At 58.4% G+C, this 15591-nt stretch carries 15 protein-coding genes and 1 tRNA gene; 11 read left to right on the top strand and 5 right to left on the bottom strand.

Annotation, left to right across the window (positions count from 1 at the left end):
• The first annotated feature begins 199 nt into the window (after window positions 1-199).
• The 3 genes from ACP7D4_RS21985 to ACP7D4_RS21975 all read left to right on the top strand — a co-directional run bounded on the left by ACP7D4_RS21985 (window position 200) and on the right by ACP7D4_RS21975 (window position 3176).
• Window positions 200-865: a type VI secretion system amidase effector protein Tae4 gene (locus ACP7D4_RS21985; protein WP_426211329.1), complete on the top strand. Its 666-nt coding sequence runs from the start codon at window positions 200-202 to the stop codon at window positions 863-865.
• Window positions 862-1548, top strand: a complete 687-nt coding sequence (locus tag ACP7D4_RS21980; protein ID WP_426211327.1) for a WG repeat-containing protein — start codon at window positions 862-864, stop codon at window positions 1546-1548. The genes ACP7D4_RS21985 and ACP7D4_RS21980 overlap by 4 nt, the downstream gene beginning before the upstream one ends.
• A gap of 293 nt (window positions 1549-1841) precedes the next feature.
• Window positions 1842-3176 (top strand): IS4 family transposase, encoded by a 1335-nt coding sequence (locus tag ACP7D4_RS21975; RefSeq protein WP_426211325.1) that lies wholly within the window; start codon window positions 1842-1844, stop codon window positions 3174-3176.
• A gap of 102 nt (window positions 3177-3278) precedes the next feature.
• Here ACP7D4_RS21975 and ACP7D4_RS21970 read toward each other — a convergent pair whose 3' ends face one another.
• From ACP7D4_RS21970 to trxB, 3 genes are all read right to left on the bottom strand, one after another.
• The gene (locus tag ACP7D4_RS21970; RefSeq protein ID WP_426211323.1) at window positions 3279-3884 is read right to left on the bottom strand and encodes a trimeric intracellular cation channel family protein; all 606 of its coding nucleotides are present in this window, start codon (window positions 3882-3884) and stop codon (window positions 3279-3281) included.
• Between the two features lie 80 nt (window positions 3885-3964).
• On the bottom strand, window positions 3965-4633 hold the full coding sequence (locus ACP7D4_RS21965; protein WP_426211321.1) for a Smr/MutS family protein: 669 nt from the start codon (window positions 4631-4633) through the stop codon (window positions 3965-3967).
• A gap of 9 nt (window positions 4634-4642) precedes the next feature.
• Window positions 4643-5599 carry a thioredoxin-disulfide reductase gene (gene trxB, locus ACP7D4_RS21960; protein ID WP_426211320.1) on the bottom strand — a complete coding sequence of 319 codons (957 nt, stop codon included), beginning with the start codon at window positions 5597-5599 and terminating at the stop codon, window positions 4643-4645.
• A 179-nt stretch (window positions 5600-5778) separates the two neighbouring features.
• On the opposite strand from trxB, the gene ACP7D4_RS21955 reads away from it, so the two are divergent.
• The 3 genes from ACP7D4_RS21955 (at window position 5779) to ACP7D4_RS21945 (ending at window position 9523) form a co-directional block, all read left to right on the top strand.
• Complete coding sequence (locus ACP7D4_RS21955) at window positions 5779-8133, top strand: DNA translocase FtsK (protein ID WP_426211318.1); 2355 nt, start codon at window positions 5779-5781, stop codon at window positions 8131-8133.
• A gap of 82 nt (window positions 8134-8215) precedes the next feature.
• Window positions 8216-8848: an outer membrane lipoprotein chaperone LolA gene (lolA, locus tag ACP7D4_RS21950; RefSeq protein ID WP_426211316.1), complete on the top strand. Its 633-nt coding sequence runs from the start codon at window positions 8216-8218 to the stop codon at window positions 8846-8848.
• Between the two features lie 15 nt (window positions 8849-8863).
• Window positions 8864-9523 carry a TonB family protein gene (locus ACP7D4_RS21945; protein ID WP_426211314.1) on the top strand — a complete coding sequence of 220 codons (660 nt, stop codon included), beginning with the start codon at window positions 8864-8866 and terminating at the stop codon, window positions 9521-9523.
• A 3-nt stretch (window positions 9524-9526) separates the two neighbouring features.
• Here ACP7D4_RS21945 and ACP7D4_RS21940 read toward each other — a convergent pair whose 3' ends face one another.
• Complete coding sequence (locus ACP7D4_RS21940; RefSeq protein WP_426211313.1) at window positions 9527-9976, bottom strand: Crp/Fnr family transcriptional regulator; 450 nt, start codon at window positions 9974-9976, stop codon at window positions 9527-9529.
• Window positions 9977-10133: 157 nt separating this feature from the next.
• On the opposite strand from ACP7D4_RS21940, the gene ACP7D4_RS21935 reads away from it, so the two are divergent.
• The 5 genes from ACP7D4_RS21935 to ACP7D4_RS21915 all read left to right on the top strand — a co-directional run bounded on the left by ACP7D4_RS21935 (window position 10134) and on the right by ACP7D4_RS21915 (window position 14814).
• Complete coding sequence (locus ACP7D4_RS21935; protein ID WP_426211311.1) at window positions 10134-11435, top strand: replication-associated recombination protein A; 1302 nt, start codon at window positions 10134-10136, stop codon at window positions 11433-11435.
• 138 nt (window positions 11436-11573) lie between these two features.
• Window positions 11574-11774 (top strand): hypothetical protein, encoded by a 201-nt coding sequence (locus ACP7D4_RS21930; RefSeq protein WP_426211309.1) that lies wholly within the window; start codon window positions 11574-11576, stop codon window positions 11772-11774.
• Window positions 11775-11880: 106 nt separating this feature from the next.
• Complete coding sequence (gene serS / locus ACP7D4_RS21925) at window positions 11881-13176, top strand: serine--tRNA ligase (RefSeq protein ID WP_426211307.1); 1296 nt, start codon at window positions 11881-11883, stop codon at window positions 13174-13176.
• Window positions 13177-13330: 154 nt separating this feature from the next.
• Window positions 13331-13420 (top strand) — tRNA-Ser (locus tag ACP7D4_RS21920).
• Window positions 13421-13584: 164 nt separating this feature from the next.
• On the top strand, window positions 13585-14814 hold the full coding sequence (locus ACP7D4_RS21915) for a tyrosine-type recombinase/integrase (protein ID WP_426211305.1): 1230 nt from the start codon (window positions 13585-13587) through the stop codon (window positions 14812-14814).
• A gap of 387 nt (window positions 14815-15201) precedes the next feature.
• Here ACP7D4_RS21915 and ACP7D4_RS21910 read toward each other — a convergent pair.
• Window positions 15202-15591: integrase core domain-containing protein (locus tag ACP7D4_RS21910; RefSeq protein ID WP_426211303.1), on the bottom strand; the 390-nt coding region annotated here is incomplete at its 5' end.

Raw genomic sequence — 15591 nt, 5'->3', positions numbered from 1 at the left:
CCAGCCTTGCATTCGCTCCATGCCATCTTGTAACTACGCCCCAGGTTTGAGAATTGACAAATCAATCGGGATTGCGCACACTTACAAAAAATATAAATTTATACATATGTTAATATTTTGCGCTTGCGACGAACCGCAGGCCAGCGCAGGGCCGGGCATCATTGCGGACGCTACATTGCATAATTAAACAAGGGGAAGTATGCCAATTACTGCAAAAGCCGGAGCCGCTTCCGCTTCAATTTCCCCACGGCGACCATCGTGGGCAGATATGAAAAAATATTATCCGGATGTCAGCGTCCAGACTCCCGAGCTTTACGATTCGAAAATAGGCGGTGCCTTTGTCAAGCTATACGCCCAGCCGGGCTATCAAAATACGTGCGCCGTTCGAATGTCGTATGCGCTCAATAGGAGCGGCCTGAAGCTGCCAAAAGCACCAAGTGGTGCGAGTGTTCAAGGCGGGGACAACTATATTTATTGGCTGCGTGTCATCGATTTGAAGGCTGAGCTTGCTCGCCGTTTTAAAGGTGCCGACGAAGAGTTGAACCTGACGGTTATCCCAAACTCATTGCTTCAAGATAAGGAGGCGATGAGCGCAATATTCAAGACGCGGGTTAAGGAAGGTCAACGTTTCATCGACGAAAAGCTTAACTCGAAAAGTGGCATAGTTGTTTTTGAGGTGGCGGGGTGGGGGGACGCCACAGGTCATTTTACGTTGTGGGACGGAAACTCAAAGAAGCTTTCTTATGCTGACGGGCATGAACAGCCCGGCAATAACTCGTATTATTTTTGGCTTACCCGACTGAACGAAGCCGCCAAGTATAGCTTGGTGCAGGTTGTCAAAGTTAAATTTTGGGAACTGAAATGATGAAGTCGGCAGCCGCTGCGATTGTTTTTGCGTTGGTTGCGTTGATCTCGCTTTCTTGTACCTCTGCGGAGCTATGCCCATCTACAGACAGCAAGCACGAGTGGTCCAGTGAATGTTTTGCTGGTTCCGGGGCGGCACGGCATGTGAAGCCGAAATACGTGAAGAATATTGTCCCTAACAAGGCTGGCTTCGCCACTCTAATCATTGGTAATCCTCGTGAGCTCGTTGCTGTAGACGGCAGCGGTGCCATCAAGATTCCAAATATTTTTTACACGGGAGATTTTGATTTTTCCGATGCCAAGCAAGGTTTGGGTCGATTTCAAATTGCCGAAGTCAACCTTGCGGGTAAGGAAGCGAGCAAGTGTGGCTATTTTGACGTTCGTAACTTCAAAATTGTGATCCCTGCCATATACGATCAGTGCTTGGCATTCACAGACTCTAGCGCGACGGTCTGCACGAATTGCGAAAAATATTGCACGGAACCCGAGTGCCAGAACAGTATTTTGGTCGGCGGCCAAGGTTTTAAAATTAGCAATACAAATCGCGTTATCCATCGATTTGACCAGCGTCCCTTGGATAAGGCTTGCGGTGGCCAGCCCGGAAAAATTATGAGGATCACGGAGCTCAGTTCCTACCTTCAATGCGGCGTTACTCCTGACAATCCGTTCAAAATTAAACCGTAACGCTATTTTATCAATTTGTTATCCATAAAAAGAGGGATCTCTTGTCAGGTGAAATTATTCGACAAGGTGATCCAACGAGCCACCATGGGAAGGGCGTTGCTCTCGCCGGCATGAGGCGAGGGGGAGCAGTGCCGATACGGCTAACGGCATAGGTTTATACACAAGTGCGCGTGGATCAATTCCTCCTTCTAGACCACGCCCCCGCTAAAAATCGTTTACTTTCAAGCACTTAAAATTGTGCTTGTAAACTTTTGAAATGTCAGGCTTACTATTGCCTTTTTCTCAACGGTATTATGACTGATACGACGCAGTGGGTGGAAGACGAATTTGCGGAAATTGACCTCGGCGATGCGCGCCTGGACAAGCGTGCGAAGCTTTTGATGGCCCGGTTTTCGGGCAACCCGACGGCGAGTATTCCGAAGTCCTGCAACGGCTGGGGCGAGACTGTGGCGACCTATCGTTTCCTAGAGAACGACACCGTGGATTGGCGCGACATCATGGCGCCGCACTGGGAGAAAACGCAGGAACGGATGACTGAGTACCCGCTGGTGTTGTGCCTGCAGGACACCACGGAAATCAATTTCAACGGGCAGCAGATCGAAGGGCTGGGGCCGCTCAGCTATGAAGTGCAGCGTGGCATGTACCTGCATCCGACCATTGCGGTGACGCCGGAGCGCCTGCAACTGGGCGTCGTTGACGCGTGGATGTGGGCGCGCGAACTGCGCGATGCGCAAGGCGTGCGGCCAGGACAAAAGGAAAGCAAGCGCTGGACCGAGGGCTATGAGCGGATCGCGGAAATGGCCGCCGACATGCCGACGACGCGGCTGGTGTACGTCGCCGATCGCGAGGCCGATATCATCGAAATGATGCGGCGCGCCAAGCAGTTGGGCACGCCTGCCGACTGGCTGGTGCGCGCCAAAACGAATCGCGCTTTGCCCGACGGGGAGAAATTGTGGGCGCACACGCTTGATGGCGAATCCTTGGGCGGGATCGCCTTCACCATCGGGCCACGCGAGAAGCAGAAGGGCCGCAAGGTCAGGCAGCAGCTCTGGGCCAAGCGGGTCGTACTGCCGGCCGGACGCGGAACCACCGTCGAGGCCACCTGCATCATTGCCCGCGAGATCGATGCGCCGCCCGGCGTCGAGCCCATCGAGTGGCGTTTGCTGACCAACCGTACGGCGACGACGCTCGACCAACTTATCGAGTTGATCGATTGGTATCGCGCACGCTGGGAGGTAGAGATATTTTTCCATGTGCTCAAGAACGCCTGCAAGATCGAAGCCATGCAACTGGGCCACATCGACAAGATCGAGCGCGCCCTTGCCTTGTTCATGGTCGTGTCCTGGCGTATCGTCTACTTGATGCGCTTGGGCCGAACCTGCCCACATCTCGATGCCACTCTGTTCTTCGATCCCGACGAGATTCGGGCGGCCTATCTGCTTACAAAGGAACGCAGACCAACTCAGGCGCCAACACTCAACGAGGTACTGCGCCAGATCGCCAAGGTGGGCGGTTTCCTTGGACGCAAGGGCGACGGCGAGCCAGGCGTGAAAACCATTTGGCAGGGAATGGTAGATGTCCGGGTTGCTGCCTTCACCATACAAGCACTCCGGGACGAAGGTTCATGAGTTGTGTATAAACCTATGGGCTAACGGCCTTGTTGCGTTGGCGACAGTCGTGCCTGCAGCAGGTGCCGCCTCTCTAACCGCTCAAAACCCCTAACGAGTAAGTTAGTGCCCCATCCGCATATCAAAGCGCCAGGTAATCAAACGCAGCGCCGTGATGACCATCGCACTCGACCAGAGCGCAAGATCCGGCTCAGCGCCGAATTTTTTCATCAGCAAATACATCCAGCTGCCGATAAACGCGCAAATCGCGTACGGCTTGCCATCCCTGAACACCATTGGCACTTCGTTACACACAATATCGCGCAGCACGCCGCCAAAAATGCCGGTGATGACACCCATCATCGATGCAATAAAAATCGGCATATGCGCGTCGAGCGCGGACGCCACGCCCGAAATGGCAAACAATCCCAGTCCGACCGCGTCGGCGATGACGATCATGCGTTCCGACACCACTTGCCGCAGCGTGCGAATGGCGGGTGCGGCGACCAGTGCCAGGATAAAAATCAGAATGGCGTATTCCTGGTGCGTGACCCAGAACAGGGGCCGCTTGTCGAGCAGGATATCGCGCAGGGTGCCGCCGCCAAAAGCGGTGATAAAGGCGACAGTAAATACGCCGACCAGATCCATCCGCTTGCGCCGCGCCTCGATAAACCCCGAGAACGCGCCCACCAGGATTGCCATGATTTCGATGAACTTAATAAGGGTCATGCATTACCGTCGGCGAAGGTGGGCGAAAGTTGAGCCTAGCACGCCCTATGCGGACTTGGTAAACCGGAATAAATAAGCCCTTACTTGGCGTTGAGCGCCCCTTTCAACAGCACGATCAGGGCGCCGTGATTGCGTCCGTCCACATTGGCGGCGCAAAAGGCGATCACGTCATCCTTTTGCTCGAGCCAGCTGTGTACCATGGAACGCAGCACCGGCTCGCCGCCAGCCGAGCCGAGGCCCTTGCCGTGAATCACGCATACGCAGCGCAGCTTGCGCTTCATGGCGCGCGACAAAAAATCGCCCAACTGGTCGCGCGCGGTGTCGCGCCGCATGCCGTGCAGGTCGAGTTCATCCTGCACCGGCCAGTAATTCTTGCGCAGCTTGCGCACCACGTCCGAGCCGACCCCGGCCCGCGTAAAACTCAGGCTCCGGTCATCGTCAAGCAAGTGATCGACCTCAAACTGGTCCGACAGCGATTCGCGCAGCACGGCAGCGTCATCTTCAGCCTGGGAGCGGGGCCGGGCCGGCTTGACCGTGACGTTGATGCCGGGCGGCGCATTGGGCACGTAGCGGTTCGATTCAGCAATCTTCTTGACGCCACCGAGCGCGGTACGAAACAAGCCGGCTTCCTGCTTGAGCACCCGTTCTTTTTCCTCGCGCTCGGCTTTTTCGATGGCGCGCGCCTGGTCCTGCTCCTTGAGCGTTTCGCGCAGGTAATTGAGGTCAGAAAAGTCTTTCATCGACGCCATATTGCTTCCTTAGTCTTCCAGGCTTTCCAGGTAGCGCTGTGCATCGAGCGCCGCCATGCAGCCGGTGCCGGCGCTGGTGATGGCCTGGCGGTAAATGTGGTCTTGCACGTCGCCGGCGGCAAACACACCGGGAATGGTGGTCTGCGTGGCCATGCCCTGCAAGCCGGTCTTGGTGACGATGTAGCCGTCCTTCATCTCGATCTGGCCTTCGAAAATGCTGGTGTTCGGTTTGTGGCCGATGGCAATGAAGACGCCGTGCACGGTCAGCGGCGTGACGGTGCCGTCAACGGTCGACTTGATGTTCACGCCGGTCACACCGCTGTCGTCGCCCACCACTTCGTCGAGCGTGTGGTTGTACTTGATAACGATCTTGCCTTCGGCAGCCTTGGCATTCAGGCGGTCGATCAAAATGGCTTCGGCGCGGAACTTGTCGCGGCGGTGGATGATCGTCACCTTGGACGCGATATTCGACAGGTACAGCGCTTCCTCGACCGCGGTATTGCCGCCGCCAACCACGGCCACTTCCTGGCCCCGATAGAAAAAGCCGTCGCAGGTAGCGCAGGCGGACACGCCTTTGCCCATAAAGGCCGTTTCCGACGGCAAACCCAGGTACTGGGCCGAGGCGCCGGTCGAGATGATCAGCGCGTCGCAGGTAAATTCCTGGCTGTCGCCAATCAGGCGAAATGGCTTTTCATTGAGCTTTGCGGTATGGATGTGGTCAAACACGATGTCGGTCTTGAAACGCTCGGCGTGTTGCAGCATGCGCTGCATCAGCTCCGGACCCTGCACGCCCATCGGGTCGCCCGGCCAGTTTTCAACGTCCGTCGTGGTCATCAGCTGGCCGCCTTGCTCCACGCCGGTGACCAGCATCGGGTTCAGGTTGGCGCGCGCGGCGTACACGGCGGCGCTGTAGCCGGCGGGGCCGGAACCGAGGATCAGGACTTTGGCGTGTTTGGTAATGGTCATGGGGAGTCTGCTCGAGTGTATTGGTGGAAACTGGGGCTGATGGTGCTCAGATCAAGGGCTTTGCGGGAACTAATGGCCTACCCCGGATTATAGTCCATGATGCGCACGAGCATGAATGATGGGCCTGTTGCGTGCCATATGGCTTAGAATGTCTGGATCGTAGTTTCAGCCGCAACAGAATGACAAAGAACAGCCAACCACAAGCCTCGACGTACACCCGCAAAGAGACCATCCGCCAGCCGCTTCCAAACCGGCTGGTGCGACTGCTGTCCGAAGCGCGCTGGATCGCGCTGGCCGTCATTTGCCTGTATTTTGTGATGATATTGCTTAGCTATAACAAGGGCGATCCGGGCTGGTCGCACGAGGTGGAAGTGGCCAAGGTCACCAACCTGGGCGGACGCGCCGGCGCCTACCTGTCCGACTTGATGCTCTTCATCTTCGGGTTTTCCGCCTGGTGGTGGTGCTTTTGCTTCCTGCGGCTGGTGTGGAAAGGCTATCGTTCCCTGAACCAAAAGTTCGTGCTGGCCGCAGAAACAGATCCGGAACATCATCATGAAGCGACCATCCGATGGGTGGGCTTTACCCTGATGTTCATTGGCAGCGTGGGCCTGGAGCACTTGCGAATGTGGTCGCTTCAGGTGCAATTGCCGGGTGCGCCAGGCGGGGTGCTGGGCAAGATGATCGGCAGCTCCGCGAACACCGCGTTTGGTTTCAATGGCGCCACACTATTGCTGTTACTGCTGTTCGGCGTTGGCTTCAGCCTGTTTTTCCATGTGTCATGGATGTCGGTAGCCGAGCGCATTGGCGCGGCGATCGAGTCCGGCATCGACTATTTCCGCCTGCGCTACCAGGATGCCGAAGACCGCCGCCAGGGTGAAGTGGCGGCCGTCAAGCGCGACGAAGTCGTCGTCCACGAGCGCGCCAAGCATGTTGAAAAACACGTTGCCGCGCCGCCCGTCAAGATCGAGCCGCAGATTGTCGAAGTCGTCAAATCGGAACGCGTGCAAAAGGAAAAGCAGGCGGTGCTGTTCCAGGACTTGCCAGGCGACTCCAGCCTGCCGCCGCTGGCGCTGCTCGACGAGCCACCGGCTTACCAGGAAACCGTGTCGATGGAAACGCTGGAATTCACCAGCCGCCTAATCGAAAAGAAATTGTCTGATTTTGGCGTCGACGCCAAGGTTGTCGCCGCGTATCCGGGTCCGGTTGTCACGCGCTACGAAATCGAGCCGGCCACCGGCGTGAAGGGGAGCCAGATCGTCGGCCTGGCGCGCGACCTGGCCCGTTCGCTGTCGCTGACATCCATCCGCGTGGTCGAGACTATCCCCGGCAAGAACTATATGGCGCTCGAGCTGCCTAACCCTAAACGCCAGATCGTGCGCCTGACGGAAATCGTCGGCTCCAAGATTTATAACGACAGCGCGTCGCAGCTGACGATTGCCTTGGGCAAGGACATCGCGGGCAAGCCCGTCATTGCCGACCTCGCCAAAATGCCGCACTTGCTGGTGGCCGGCACCACCGGTTCCGGTAAATCGGTGGGCATCAACGCGACGATCCTGTCGCTGCTGTACAAGTCCGATCCGGCCGATGTACGGATGATCCTGATCGACCCCAAGATGCTGGAAATGTCGGTCTACGAAGGCATTCCGCACTTGCTCGCGCCCGTGGTGACCGACATGCGCCAAGCCGGCCACGCGCTGAACTGGGCCGTGAACGAGATGGAGCGGCGCTACAAGCTGATGAGCAAACTGGGCGTGCGTAACCTTGCCGGCTACAACACCAAGATTGCCGAGGCGGCCAAGCGGGAAGAGCACATTCCTAATCCGTTCAGCCTGACGCCCGATTCGCCCGAGCCGCTGGAAAAACTGCCGACCATCGTCATCATCATCGACGAGCTGGCCGACCTGATGATGGTGGTCGGTAAAAAAGTCGAGGAATTGATTGCCCGTATCGCGCAAAAGGCGCGTGCGGCAGGCCTGCACCTGATTTTGGCCACCCAGCGTCCATCGGTGGATGTGATTACCGGCCTGATCAAGGCGAATATTCCCACCCGAATCGCGTTCCAGGTATCGTCCAAGATTGACTCGCGCACCATTCTCGACCAGATGGGCGCGGAAGCCTTGCTGGGCATGGGCGACATGCTGTACATGCCGCCCGGTACCGGCTTGCCGGTGCGGGTGCACGGCGCTTTCGTGTCCGACGAGGAAGTGCACCGCGTCGTCAAGCACCTCAAGGCCAATGGCGAAGCCAACTACATCGAGGGCATTCTCGAGGGCGGCACGCTCGAAGGCGAGGGCGGCGCCGATGGCGCGCCGGCCGGCGAGGCCGGTGGGGAAGCTGATCCGATGTACGACCAGGCGGTCCAGGTGGTGCTCAAGAACCGGCGCGCGTCGATCTCGCTGGTGCAGCGGCACTTGCGCATTGGCTACAACCGCGCGGCACGTTTGCTTGAGCAAATGGAAAATAGCGGCGTGGTTTCCCAGATGCAATCAAACGGCAACAGGGACATCCTGGTGCCGATCGCCAGCGCAGAATAAACCTTCACGTGTGCACGGATTGCCCGCCCAACCGTTAGTTGAGCAGGGCAACTGTGCCGCAGCATTCAACAAGAAAGGCAATATGCAGAAATTACTGAAAACAACACTGGGCGCGCTTGCGCTGAGCCTGGCCTTTGCCGGCGCCGCGCATGCCAGCGCACTGGCGCAATTCAAGAGCTTTGCCGCCAGCACCAAGGCCGCGCGTGGCGAATTTACGCAGCGCCAGGTCAAGAAGACCGACGGCGGCAAGTCGGCCGCGCCGTCAACCGGCACGTTTGTGTTCGCCCGTCCAGGCAAGTTTATCTGGACCTACGTAAAACCTTACGAGCAACTGCTGCAAGCCGATGGCACCGACCTGTTTATCTATGACAAGGACTTGAATCAGGTGACGGTCAAGAAACTTGGCGACGCGCTGGGATCGTCGCCGGCGGCCATCCTGTTCGGCAGTAACGATCTTGAAAAGAACTTCACGCTGAGCGAAGCGGGCGCGCGCGACGGCCTCGAGTGGCTCAATGCCACGCCCAAGGCCAAGGATAGCCAGTTCCAGCAGATCAGCATTGGCTTAAAAGACGGCACGCCCGCCGCGATGGAGTTGCGCGACTCCTTTGGACAGACATCATTGCTGTCGTTCACCAAGTTCGAAAAGAACCCCAGTCTGGGCGCCGAGCAGTTCAAGTTTGTGGTGCCAAAAGGCGCAGACGTTTTCAAGAATTAGCACGCGGGCGCGGGCATGAACAAGAGAAAAATCGCCCTCTTGGCAGCCCTGGCCGCGCTTGCGGTATGGACGGCCAGCTCACGGGCGCCGCGCGCGCAGAACCGGGTACTGGCAAATGCCTTTCCGGCAGGTTTGCTGCTCTCGCCAGCCTCGTGCACGACACCGGAGTGGCCGCGCGAGGCGCGCCGTTATGAGGTGGACGGCATCACGGTCGTGCACTTCCAGATCGGTGCGGATGGCAGCATCGAAAACCCGACGATAGCCAAGAGCAGCAGCTGGCAGTTGCTGGACGACGCAGCCCTGCGTTCGCTGGTCAAATGCAAGTTCAAGCCGGGTCTCGATGAGGCCGAGCGCAACACCTATCCTATCCAGTTTGTATGGACTTTATCGGGGCCGGCGATGATACGGCCGGCACTGGTGCCCGCAAGTTGCAAGGAGTCAGGCGAGTTTGCCGGTTTCGAGGCGTTCAACCGGGCGCCAAGCGGTGTCGATGGCGTGCTGGTGCGGTTTTTGGTTGACCCGGACGGTGTGCCGTTTGGCGTCAAGGCCGAGGGCGGCGTGGGCGATGCCAGTGCAACGCGTTTTATCCGGTCATGCAAGTTTGCGCTCGACCCTGCCTTGCCGGGCGAAAAGACCGACACCCTGTATGGCCGTGTGCTGATGAAAGCACGGTAACATTTACTGCTCGAGGAAATCGGCCATCATGCCGGAAGTGCGGCGCAGCCGGCGCGACAGTATGCGTGCCAGGCTGCTCATGAAATGGTAGGCCACTGCCGGGTGCTCCTTGGCCATGCTTTGCATGTTGTTGTGCGTAAGGATGAGCAGTTCGCACACCGATTCCGACACGCAGGTTGCCGAGCGGCGTTCCTGGTCGATCATCGCCATTTCGCCGACGATCCTGCCGCACGTCTCGGTCGAGAGCAGCTGGTGCCCATGTTCGCCGCCCTTGAAAATGGAGATGCGGCCCTGGACCACGATCAGCAGGAAGTCGCCCGGGTCGCCTTCCTCAAAGATGATGCTGCCTTTTTCCATTTCATGGTGGGTCACGAACTTGGCGAGCTGTTCGAGTTCGGGGTAGGTGAAGTCGCTGACAAAGTCCAGTCCGTCCAGTAAGTCGGCGATCTTCATGGTTCCCCCTTGTTCAGTTTTAAGTTGAGGATAGCACGTGCAGAACGGGTGCCGTGACATCGCCACGGCACACCTTGTTCCAACCCCCGCGCACCCAAGAGCGCCATGCGCTAGACTACGCGCTGACAATCACGCTGACCACCAATAAGACATCTGCATGGACGACCTATTCAAGACCGAGCCCGCGCCGCCGCTGGCCGAAGCGTTGCGCCCGGCAAGCATCGAGGAAGTCATCGGCCAGAGCCATTTACTGGGCGAAGGCAAGCCCTTGCGCCTGGTATTTAAATCCGGCAAGCCCCACTCGATGATTCTGTGGGGCCCGCCCGGCGTGGGCAAGACCACTATGGCGCGCCTGACCGCGAACGCCTTTGGCTGCGAGTTCGTTGCGCTGTCGGCTGTGCTGTCGGGCGTAAAAGATATCCGCGCCGCCATCGAACAGGCCGAGCATCACCTGGCCAACGGCAAGCACACCATCCTGTTCATTGACGAAATCCACCGCTTCAACAAGTCGCAGCAAGATGCCCTGCTGCCATTTGTCGAATCGGGCCTGGTCACGCTGATTGGCGCGACCACTGAAAACCCGTCATTTGAAGTGAACTCCGCATTGCTCTCGCGCGCGCAAGTCTATGTACTCAAGGCGCTGACCGACGACGAGATGCTCCTGCTGCTCAAACGCGCGCAAGATCACGGCTTGGGCCACCTGCAGTTTGACGACGTTGCCGTGGCTACCTTGATCGGCTACGCGGACGGCGACGCGCGCCGCTTTCTCAACCTGCTCGAGCAGACCAAGACGTCGGCCGAAACGTCGGGCATCACGCGTATCACGGGCGAATTTGTCGACAACGCGTTGACGCTCAATTCGCGCCGCTTCGACAAGGGCGGCGACAATTTTTACGACCAGATTTCGGCGCTGCACAAGTCGGTGCGTGGCTCGCATCCCGATGCCGCGCTGTACTGGTTGTGCCGCATGCTCGACGGCGGCGCCGATCCGCAGTACATGCTGCGCCGCATTGTGCGCATGGCCTGGGAAGATATTGGCATCGCCGACCCGCGCGCGATCCAGATCGCCAATGACGCGGCCGCAACCTATGAAAGGCTGGGGTCGCCGGAAGGCGAACTGGCGCTGGGGCAGGCCGTCATCTACCTGGCCATTGCCGCCAAGAGCAACGCCGGCTACAACGCCTACAACCGCGCGGCCGCTTTCGTAAAAAAAGACAAGTCCCGCGAAGTGCCGGTTCACTTGCGCAACGCGCCGACCAAGCTGATGAAGGAACTGGGCTACGGCCACGAGTACCGCTATGCGCATGATGAACCGAACGCTTACGCGGCAGGGGAAACGTACTTGCCCGAAGGGATGGCCGAGCCGCACTGGTATGAGCCCGTGCCGCGCGGCATCGAGTCGAAGATCGCCGAGAAGTTGGCCTGGCTGCGCGGACTGGACGCGGACGCGCGCAAATAGCGTTGGAGAACCGGACAGGATCGCTTTTCACCTTCCTGTCCCGCATTTTCGGCGCTTCATCGCAAGTCGATGGCTGCTGCGGGGGCGAGTGGGTACAGTACCAGCATACCAACTCACTTAATCCCTCAGGAGCGCATCATGAAAGTCCGTAAAAACATCGAAGGCGTTTTTCTTGCCGTTGCCGTCATGACCACCTGGGCTGCTTACGCCACGGCCGAAGTGCCGGCCGCTGCAGCTCCCGCCAAGGTCCAGGCCAGCACGATTGCCGAAGCCAACATGCAAGTCGTTGTCGTCAAGACCAAGCGCTTGACGGCGCTGGAAAAAGCCAGCCAAAGCTGATGTACTGGCGCTGGCCCGCGCAGCGCAAATGACACCTGACGCAAATCGCCGGAAGTGACTGTCAACTTGGTACAATTGCGCTTTCGACATAGCGCCACTTGACCCCATGATAGACATCCAACTTCTTCGCAAAGATATCGACAACGTCGCAGCGCGCCTCGCAACGCGCAAGTTCCAGCTCGACGTGGCAGGCTTCAACGCCCTCGAAGCGGAACGCAAAGCGATCCAGACGCGTACCGAAGAGCTGCAAGGCAGGCGCAATTCGCTGTCGAAACAGATCGGCATGCTCAAGGGCAAAGGCGAAGACACCTCGGCCGTGATGACGGAAGTGGCAGGCCTGGGCGACGAGCTCAAATCCAATGAAACCGCGCTGGGCGATGTGCAGGCCAGGATGGCGGCCTTCATGGAAAGCGTGCCCAACTTGCCGCACGCATCCGTGCCTGTTGGCACCGACGAGGCGGCAAACGTTGAAGTACGTAAAGTGGGCACACCTCCCAGTTTTGATTTTGACGTGAAAGACCACGTGGACGTTGGCGCCGCGCTGGGCCTCGATTTTGATGTCGCCACCAAGCTGACCGGTTCGCGTTTTTCCGTCATGAAAGGCGGCATTGCCCGTCTGCACCGCGCGCTCGCGCAATACATGCTCGACACCCATACGGACCAGCACGGCTACACCGAATGCTATACGCCGTATATGGTCAACGCCGATTCGCTGCGCGGCACGGGCCAGTTGCCGAAATTCGAAGCCGATCTGTTCTCGGTGAAAAAAGGCGGCGCGGAAGGCGAGGGCGAGACCTTTTACCTGATCCCTACCTCTGAAGTGACGCTGACCAACCTGGTGCGTGACGAAATTGTCGCCATGGACCAGTTGCCGCTGAAGATGACGGCGCATACGCCATGCTTTCGTTCGGAAGCGGGCAGCTATGGCCGCGACACGCGCGGCATGATCCGCCAGCATCAGTTCGACAAGGTGGAGATGGTGCAGCTGGTGCACCCGGAAACGTCGTACGCCGTGCTGGAAGAGATGGTCGGCCACGCCGAAGCGATTCTCCAAGGCTTGGGCCTGCCATACCGCGTGATGTCGCTGTGCACGGGCGACATGGGTTTTGGCGCCGCCAAGACGTATGACCTGGAAGTGTGGCTGCCGGCACAAAATACGTATCGCGAGATTTCGTCCTTGTCCAATTGCGAAGCGTTCCAGTCACGCAGGATGCAGGCGCGTTTTCGCAATGCGCAAGGCAAGCCGGAGTTGTTGCATACGCTCAACGGTTCCGGGCTGGCGGTGGGGCGCACGCTGGTCGCGGTGCTGGAGAACTGTCAGCAGGCGGACGGCAGCGTGGTGATTCCCGCTGCGCTGCGCCCGTACATGGGTGGCATGGAGCGGCTGGCTCCGGCGGCGTGAAACAGGGGAGAGCGCGAAAGTTTGAAGATTTCGCATTTTCCCTCTTCCGTTTCCGTCAGGCTTTGCTATAATCTTGACCTCGCAGCAGCAAGCGAAAAGAATTTGAAGACCACCCTTGTGCTACTTACCTGGCCAAGAGTTCAAACGAAGCACCGGAGAGGTGGCAGAGTGGCCGAATGTACCTGACTCGAAATCAGGCGTACGTTAAACCGTACCGTGGGTTCGAATCCCACCCTCTCCGCCAGACAACTGTCCTTGGGCATCCAGGGATGTCTGAAAACCCGCTGTCCTCATAGAGGCAGCGGGTTTTTTTATACTATAATGTCCCCGCGCGTCCCCACCTGTCCATCTCTTTTGGGGGCTTTTTTTGGGGCCTTCGCGAGCCCCCATCGACAAGAGGCCCCCAAAATGCCGAGGCGTGTCGCCCCCCTTACCGACTTGAAAGTGCGTAGCGCCAAGAAGCGCGAGAAAGCCTACAAGCTGGCCGACGGGGGCGGGTTGTATTTGGAGGTGACGCCCGCCGGGGCCAAACTGTGGCGCTTGAAATATCGCCAGCTCAACGGCAAGGAAAACAAGCTGCATTTTGGCGCCTACCCCGATGTTTCTCTTGCCGCCGCGCGCGAACGACGCGACGCCGCGCGCACGCTGCTCGGCGCGGGCATCGATCCTGGTCAGGCGCGCGACGCCGAGGCGGAGAAGGCACGGGCCATTTCCGAAAACACGTTTGAGAAGATTGCGCGCGAATGGCACGGCAAGATGATCAAGAGCTGGCAGCCGCAGACCGCCGAAAACATCCTGCACCGGTTCGAGCTCGATCTGTTTCCGGTGTTTGGCGGTGTCCCGATCGCCGAGGTCAAAGTGGCGGACGTTCTCAAGGCTATCCGGGTGGTTGAGGGGAGGGGAGCCTTGGAGGTCGCGAAACGCCTCACTTCGGACTGTTCGCGGGTGTTCAATTACGCGATACGTTGCGAGCTTACGGAACGCAACCCGGCCGCGTTGCTGGGCGAGGTGTTGGAGCCGAGGGAAAAGGGCCATTTCGCCGCCATCGAGGCCGATGAACTGCCTAAGTTTTTGAAGGCGCTGTACACCAACGAGGCGTGTATGGGAATGCCCGTACGCATCGCCATGCGGTTGATGCTGCTGGTGTTTGTCCGCACCAGTGAACTCATCGAGACACCTTGGTCCGAGATCGATCTGGAGAAGGGCGAATGGATCATTCCGTGGACAAGAATGAAGCGCGGCAAGCGCAAGATCAAGCCGGACAAGACAGATCATCATGTTTGCCTTTCCGTGCAGGCTCTGGCGCTGCTGAGAGAGCTGCATAGGCTCACTGGCGGCGGTATGCTGCTGTTCCCCAACATGCGCCATCCACAGCGACCGATGAGCAACATGGCACTACTGAAGGCGTTGGAACGCATGGGCTACAAGGGCGACATGACCGGGCATGGCTTCAGGGCGTTGGCGATGTCGACGCTGAAAGAACGGCTTGGAATCCGCCATGAGGTCGTTGATCGCCAGCTGGCGCACGCTCCCAAGGATAAATTGGAGAGCGCATACGATAGAGCTCGCTACCTTGACGAGCGCAAGGCGATGATGCAAAAGTGGGCGGACTACATCGATTCCATCCAAATAGACTAGCTGTAACGGCTAGCGTTTGAAAGTGGCCGTGCTCGCATTCGACGACGATTTCGGCTCAAATTAACTGCAACTGAGCTTGCAATCGTCGGCGCCGGCTCGCGTTCAATTGGCTGCGGCGTACGCTAATTGCATATGACGTTCACAGGTGCGCGGCCCGCGCCGTTGATCAGGTGTATGCCGGAACCCCAGAATATTCCGTCACCTCAACTTGGGGACCGCAAGGATCTACGCAAATGATTAACAGGCGAAAACAGCTCTAGAATCAAAGCATTGTCGCGTCACCGAACGACAGGTTACGCCCCATTGCCGACCTTCGCCGAGCACTTCGGTTCCTGCTACGATGAAATAACGGTAATTTGCAAGCTAGTTGTCGCCTAAAAGCGGTTTCTACGCTGCTTTTTTGAGTTCTGGATTTTTCTCCTTTTTGGTGAGGGTCTCCGTGGCACTTTTTTCCGGATTGAGGTGCACGGTTGTAACTGGCGCCCAGCTTCGCGTGTCGCCACTCCAGCGCTCCGGACGCTCGGCCTTGGCGGCCTCATAGACCTCTGCGCGCTTGCGCAGCAGCTCGCCGTCCAGGCCCGCGTGACGCTGTGCCGGCGTGACGAATTGGATGGCACTGTGACGGTGCTCCTCGTTGTACCAACGCACGAACGTGCCGACCCACTGCCTCGCGGCCATGAGGCTTTCAAATGAACCCTTCGGGTAGGCTGGGCGGTACTTGAGCGTTTTGAAGAGGCTTTCGCTGAAGGGGTTGTCATTGCTGCACGCGGGCCGGCT

The organism is Massilia sp. TWP1-3-3 (genome assembly GCF_049897805.1).
In the GTDB taxonomy this organism is placed as follows: Bacteria; Pseudomonadota; Gammaproteobacteria; order Burkholderiales; family Burkholderiaceae_D; genus Telluria_A.
The sequence above is the reverse complement of the archived record's forward strand: the minus strand, read 5'-3'. Positions and strand labels throughout refer to the sequence as shown.

Coding starts and splice junctions, on each gene's coding strand:
- ACP7D4_RS21985 (WP_426211329.1), top strand. CDS start 200: ATGCCAATTACTGCAAAAGCCGGAGCCGCTTCCGCTTCAATTTCCCCA.
- ACP7D4_RS21980 (WP_426211327.1), top strand. CDS start 862: ATGATGAAGTCGGCAGCCGCTGCGATTGTTTTTGCGTTGGTTGCGTTG.
- ACP7D4_RS21975 (WP_426211325.1), top strand. CDS start 1,842: ATGACTGATACGACGCAGTGGGTGGAAGACGAATTTGCGGAAATTGAC.
- ACP7D4_RS21970 (WP_426211323.1), bottom strand. CDS start 3,884: ATGACCCTTATTAAGTTCATCGAAATCATGGCAATCCTGGTGGGCGCG.
- ACP7D4_RS21965 (WP_426211321.1), bottom strand. CDS start 4,633: ATGGCGTCGATGAAAGACTTTTCTGACCTCAATTACCTGCGCGAAACG.
- trxB (WP_426211320.1), bottom strand. CDS start 5,599: ATGACCATTACCAAACACGCCAAAGTCCTGATCCTCGGTTCCGGCCCC.
- ACP7D4_RS21955 (WP_426211318.1), top strand. CDS start 5,779: ATGACAAAGAACAGCCAACCACAAGCCTCGACGTACACCCGCAAAGAG.
- lolA (WP_426211316.1), top strand. CDS start 8,216: ATGCAGAAATTACTGAAAACAACACTGGGCGCGCTTGCGCTGAGCCTG.
- ACP7D4_RS21945 (WP_426211314.1), top strand. CDS start 8,864: ATGAACAAGAGAAAAATCGCCCTCTTGGCAGCCCTGGCCGCGCTTGCG.
- ACP7D4_RS21940 (WP_426211313.1), bottom strand. CDS start 9,976: ATGAAGATCGCCGACTTACTGGACGGACTGGACTTTGTCAGCGACTTC.
- ACP7D4_RS21935 (WP_426211311.1), top strand. CDS start 10,134: ATGGACGACCTATTCAAGACCGAGCCCGCGCCGCCGCTGGCCGAAGCG.
- ACP7D4_RS21930 (WP_426211309.1), top strand. CDS start 11,574: ATGAAAGTCCGTAAAAACATCGAAGGCGTTTTTCTTGCCGTTGCCGTC.
- serS (WP_426211307.1), top strand. CDS start 11,881: ATGATAGACATCCAACTTCTTCGCAAAGATATCGACAACGTCGCAGCG.
- ACP7D4_RS21915 (WP_426211305.1), top strand. CDS start 13,585: ATGCCGAGGCGTGTCGCCCCCCTTACCGACTTGAAAGTGCGTAGCGCC.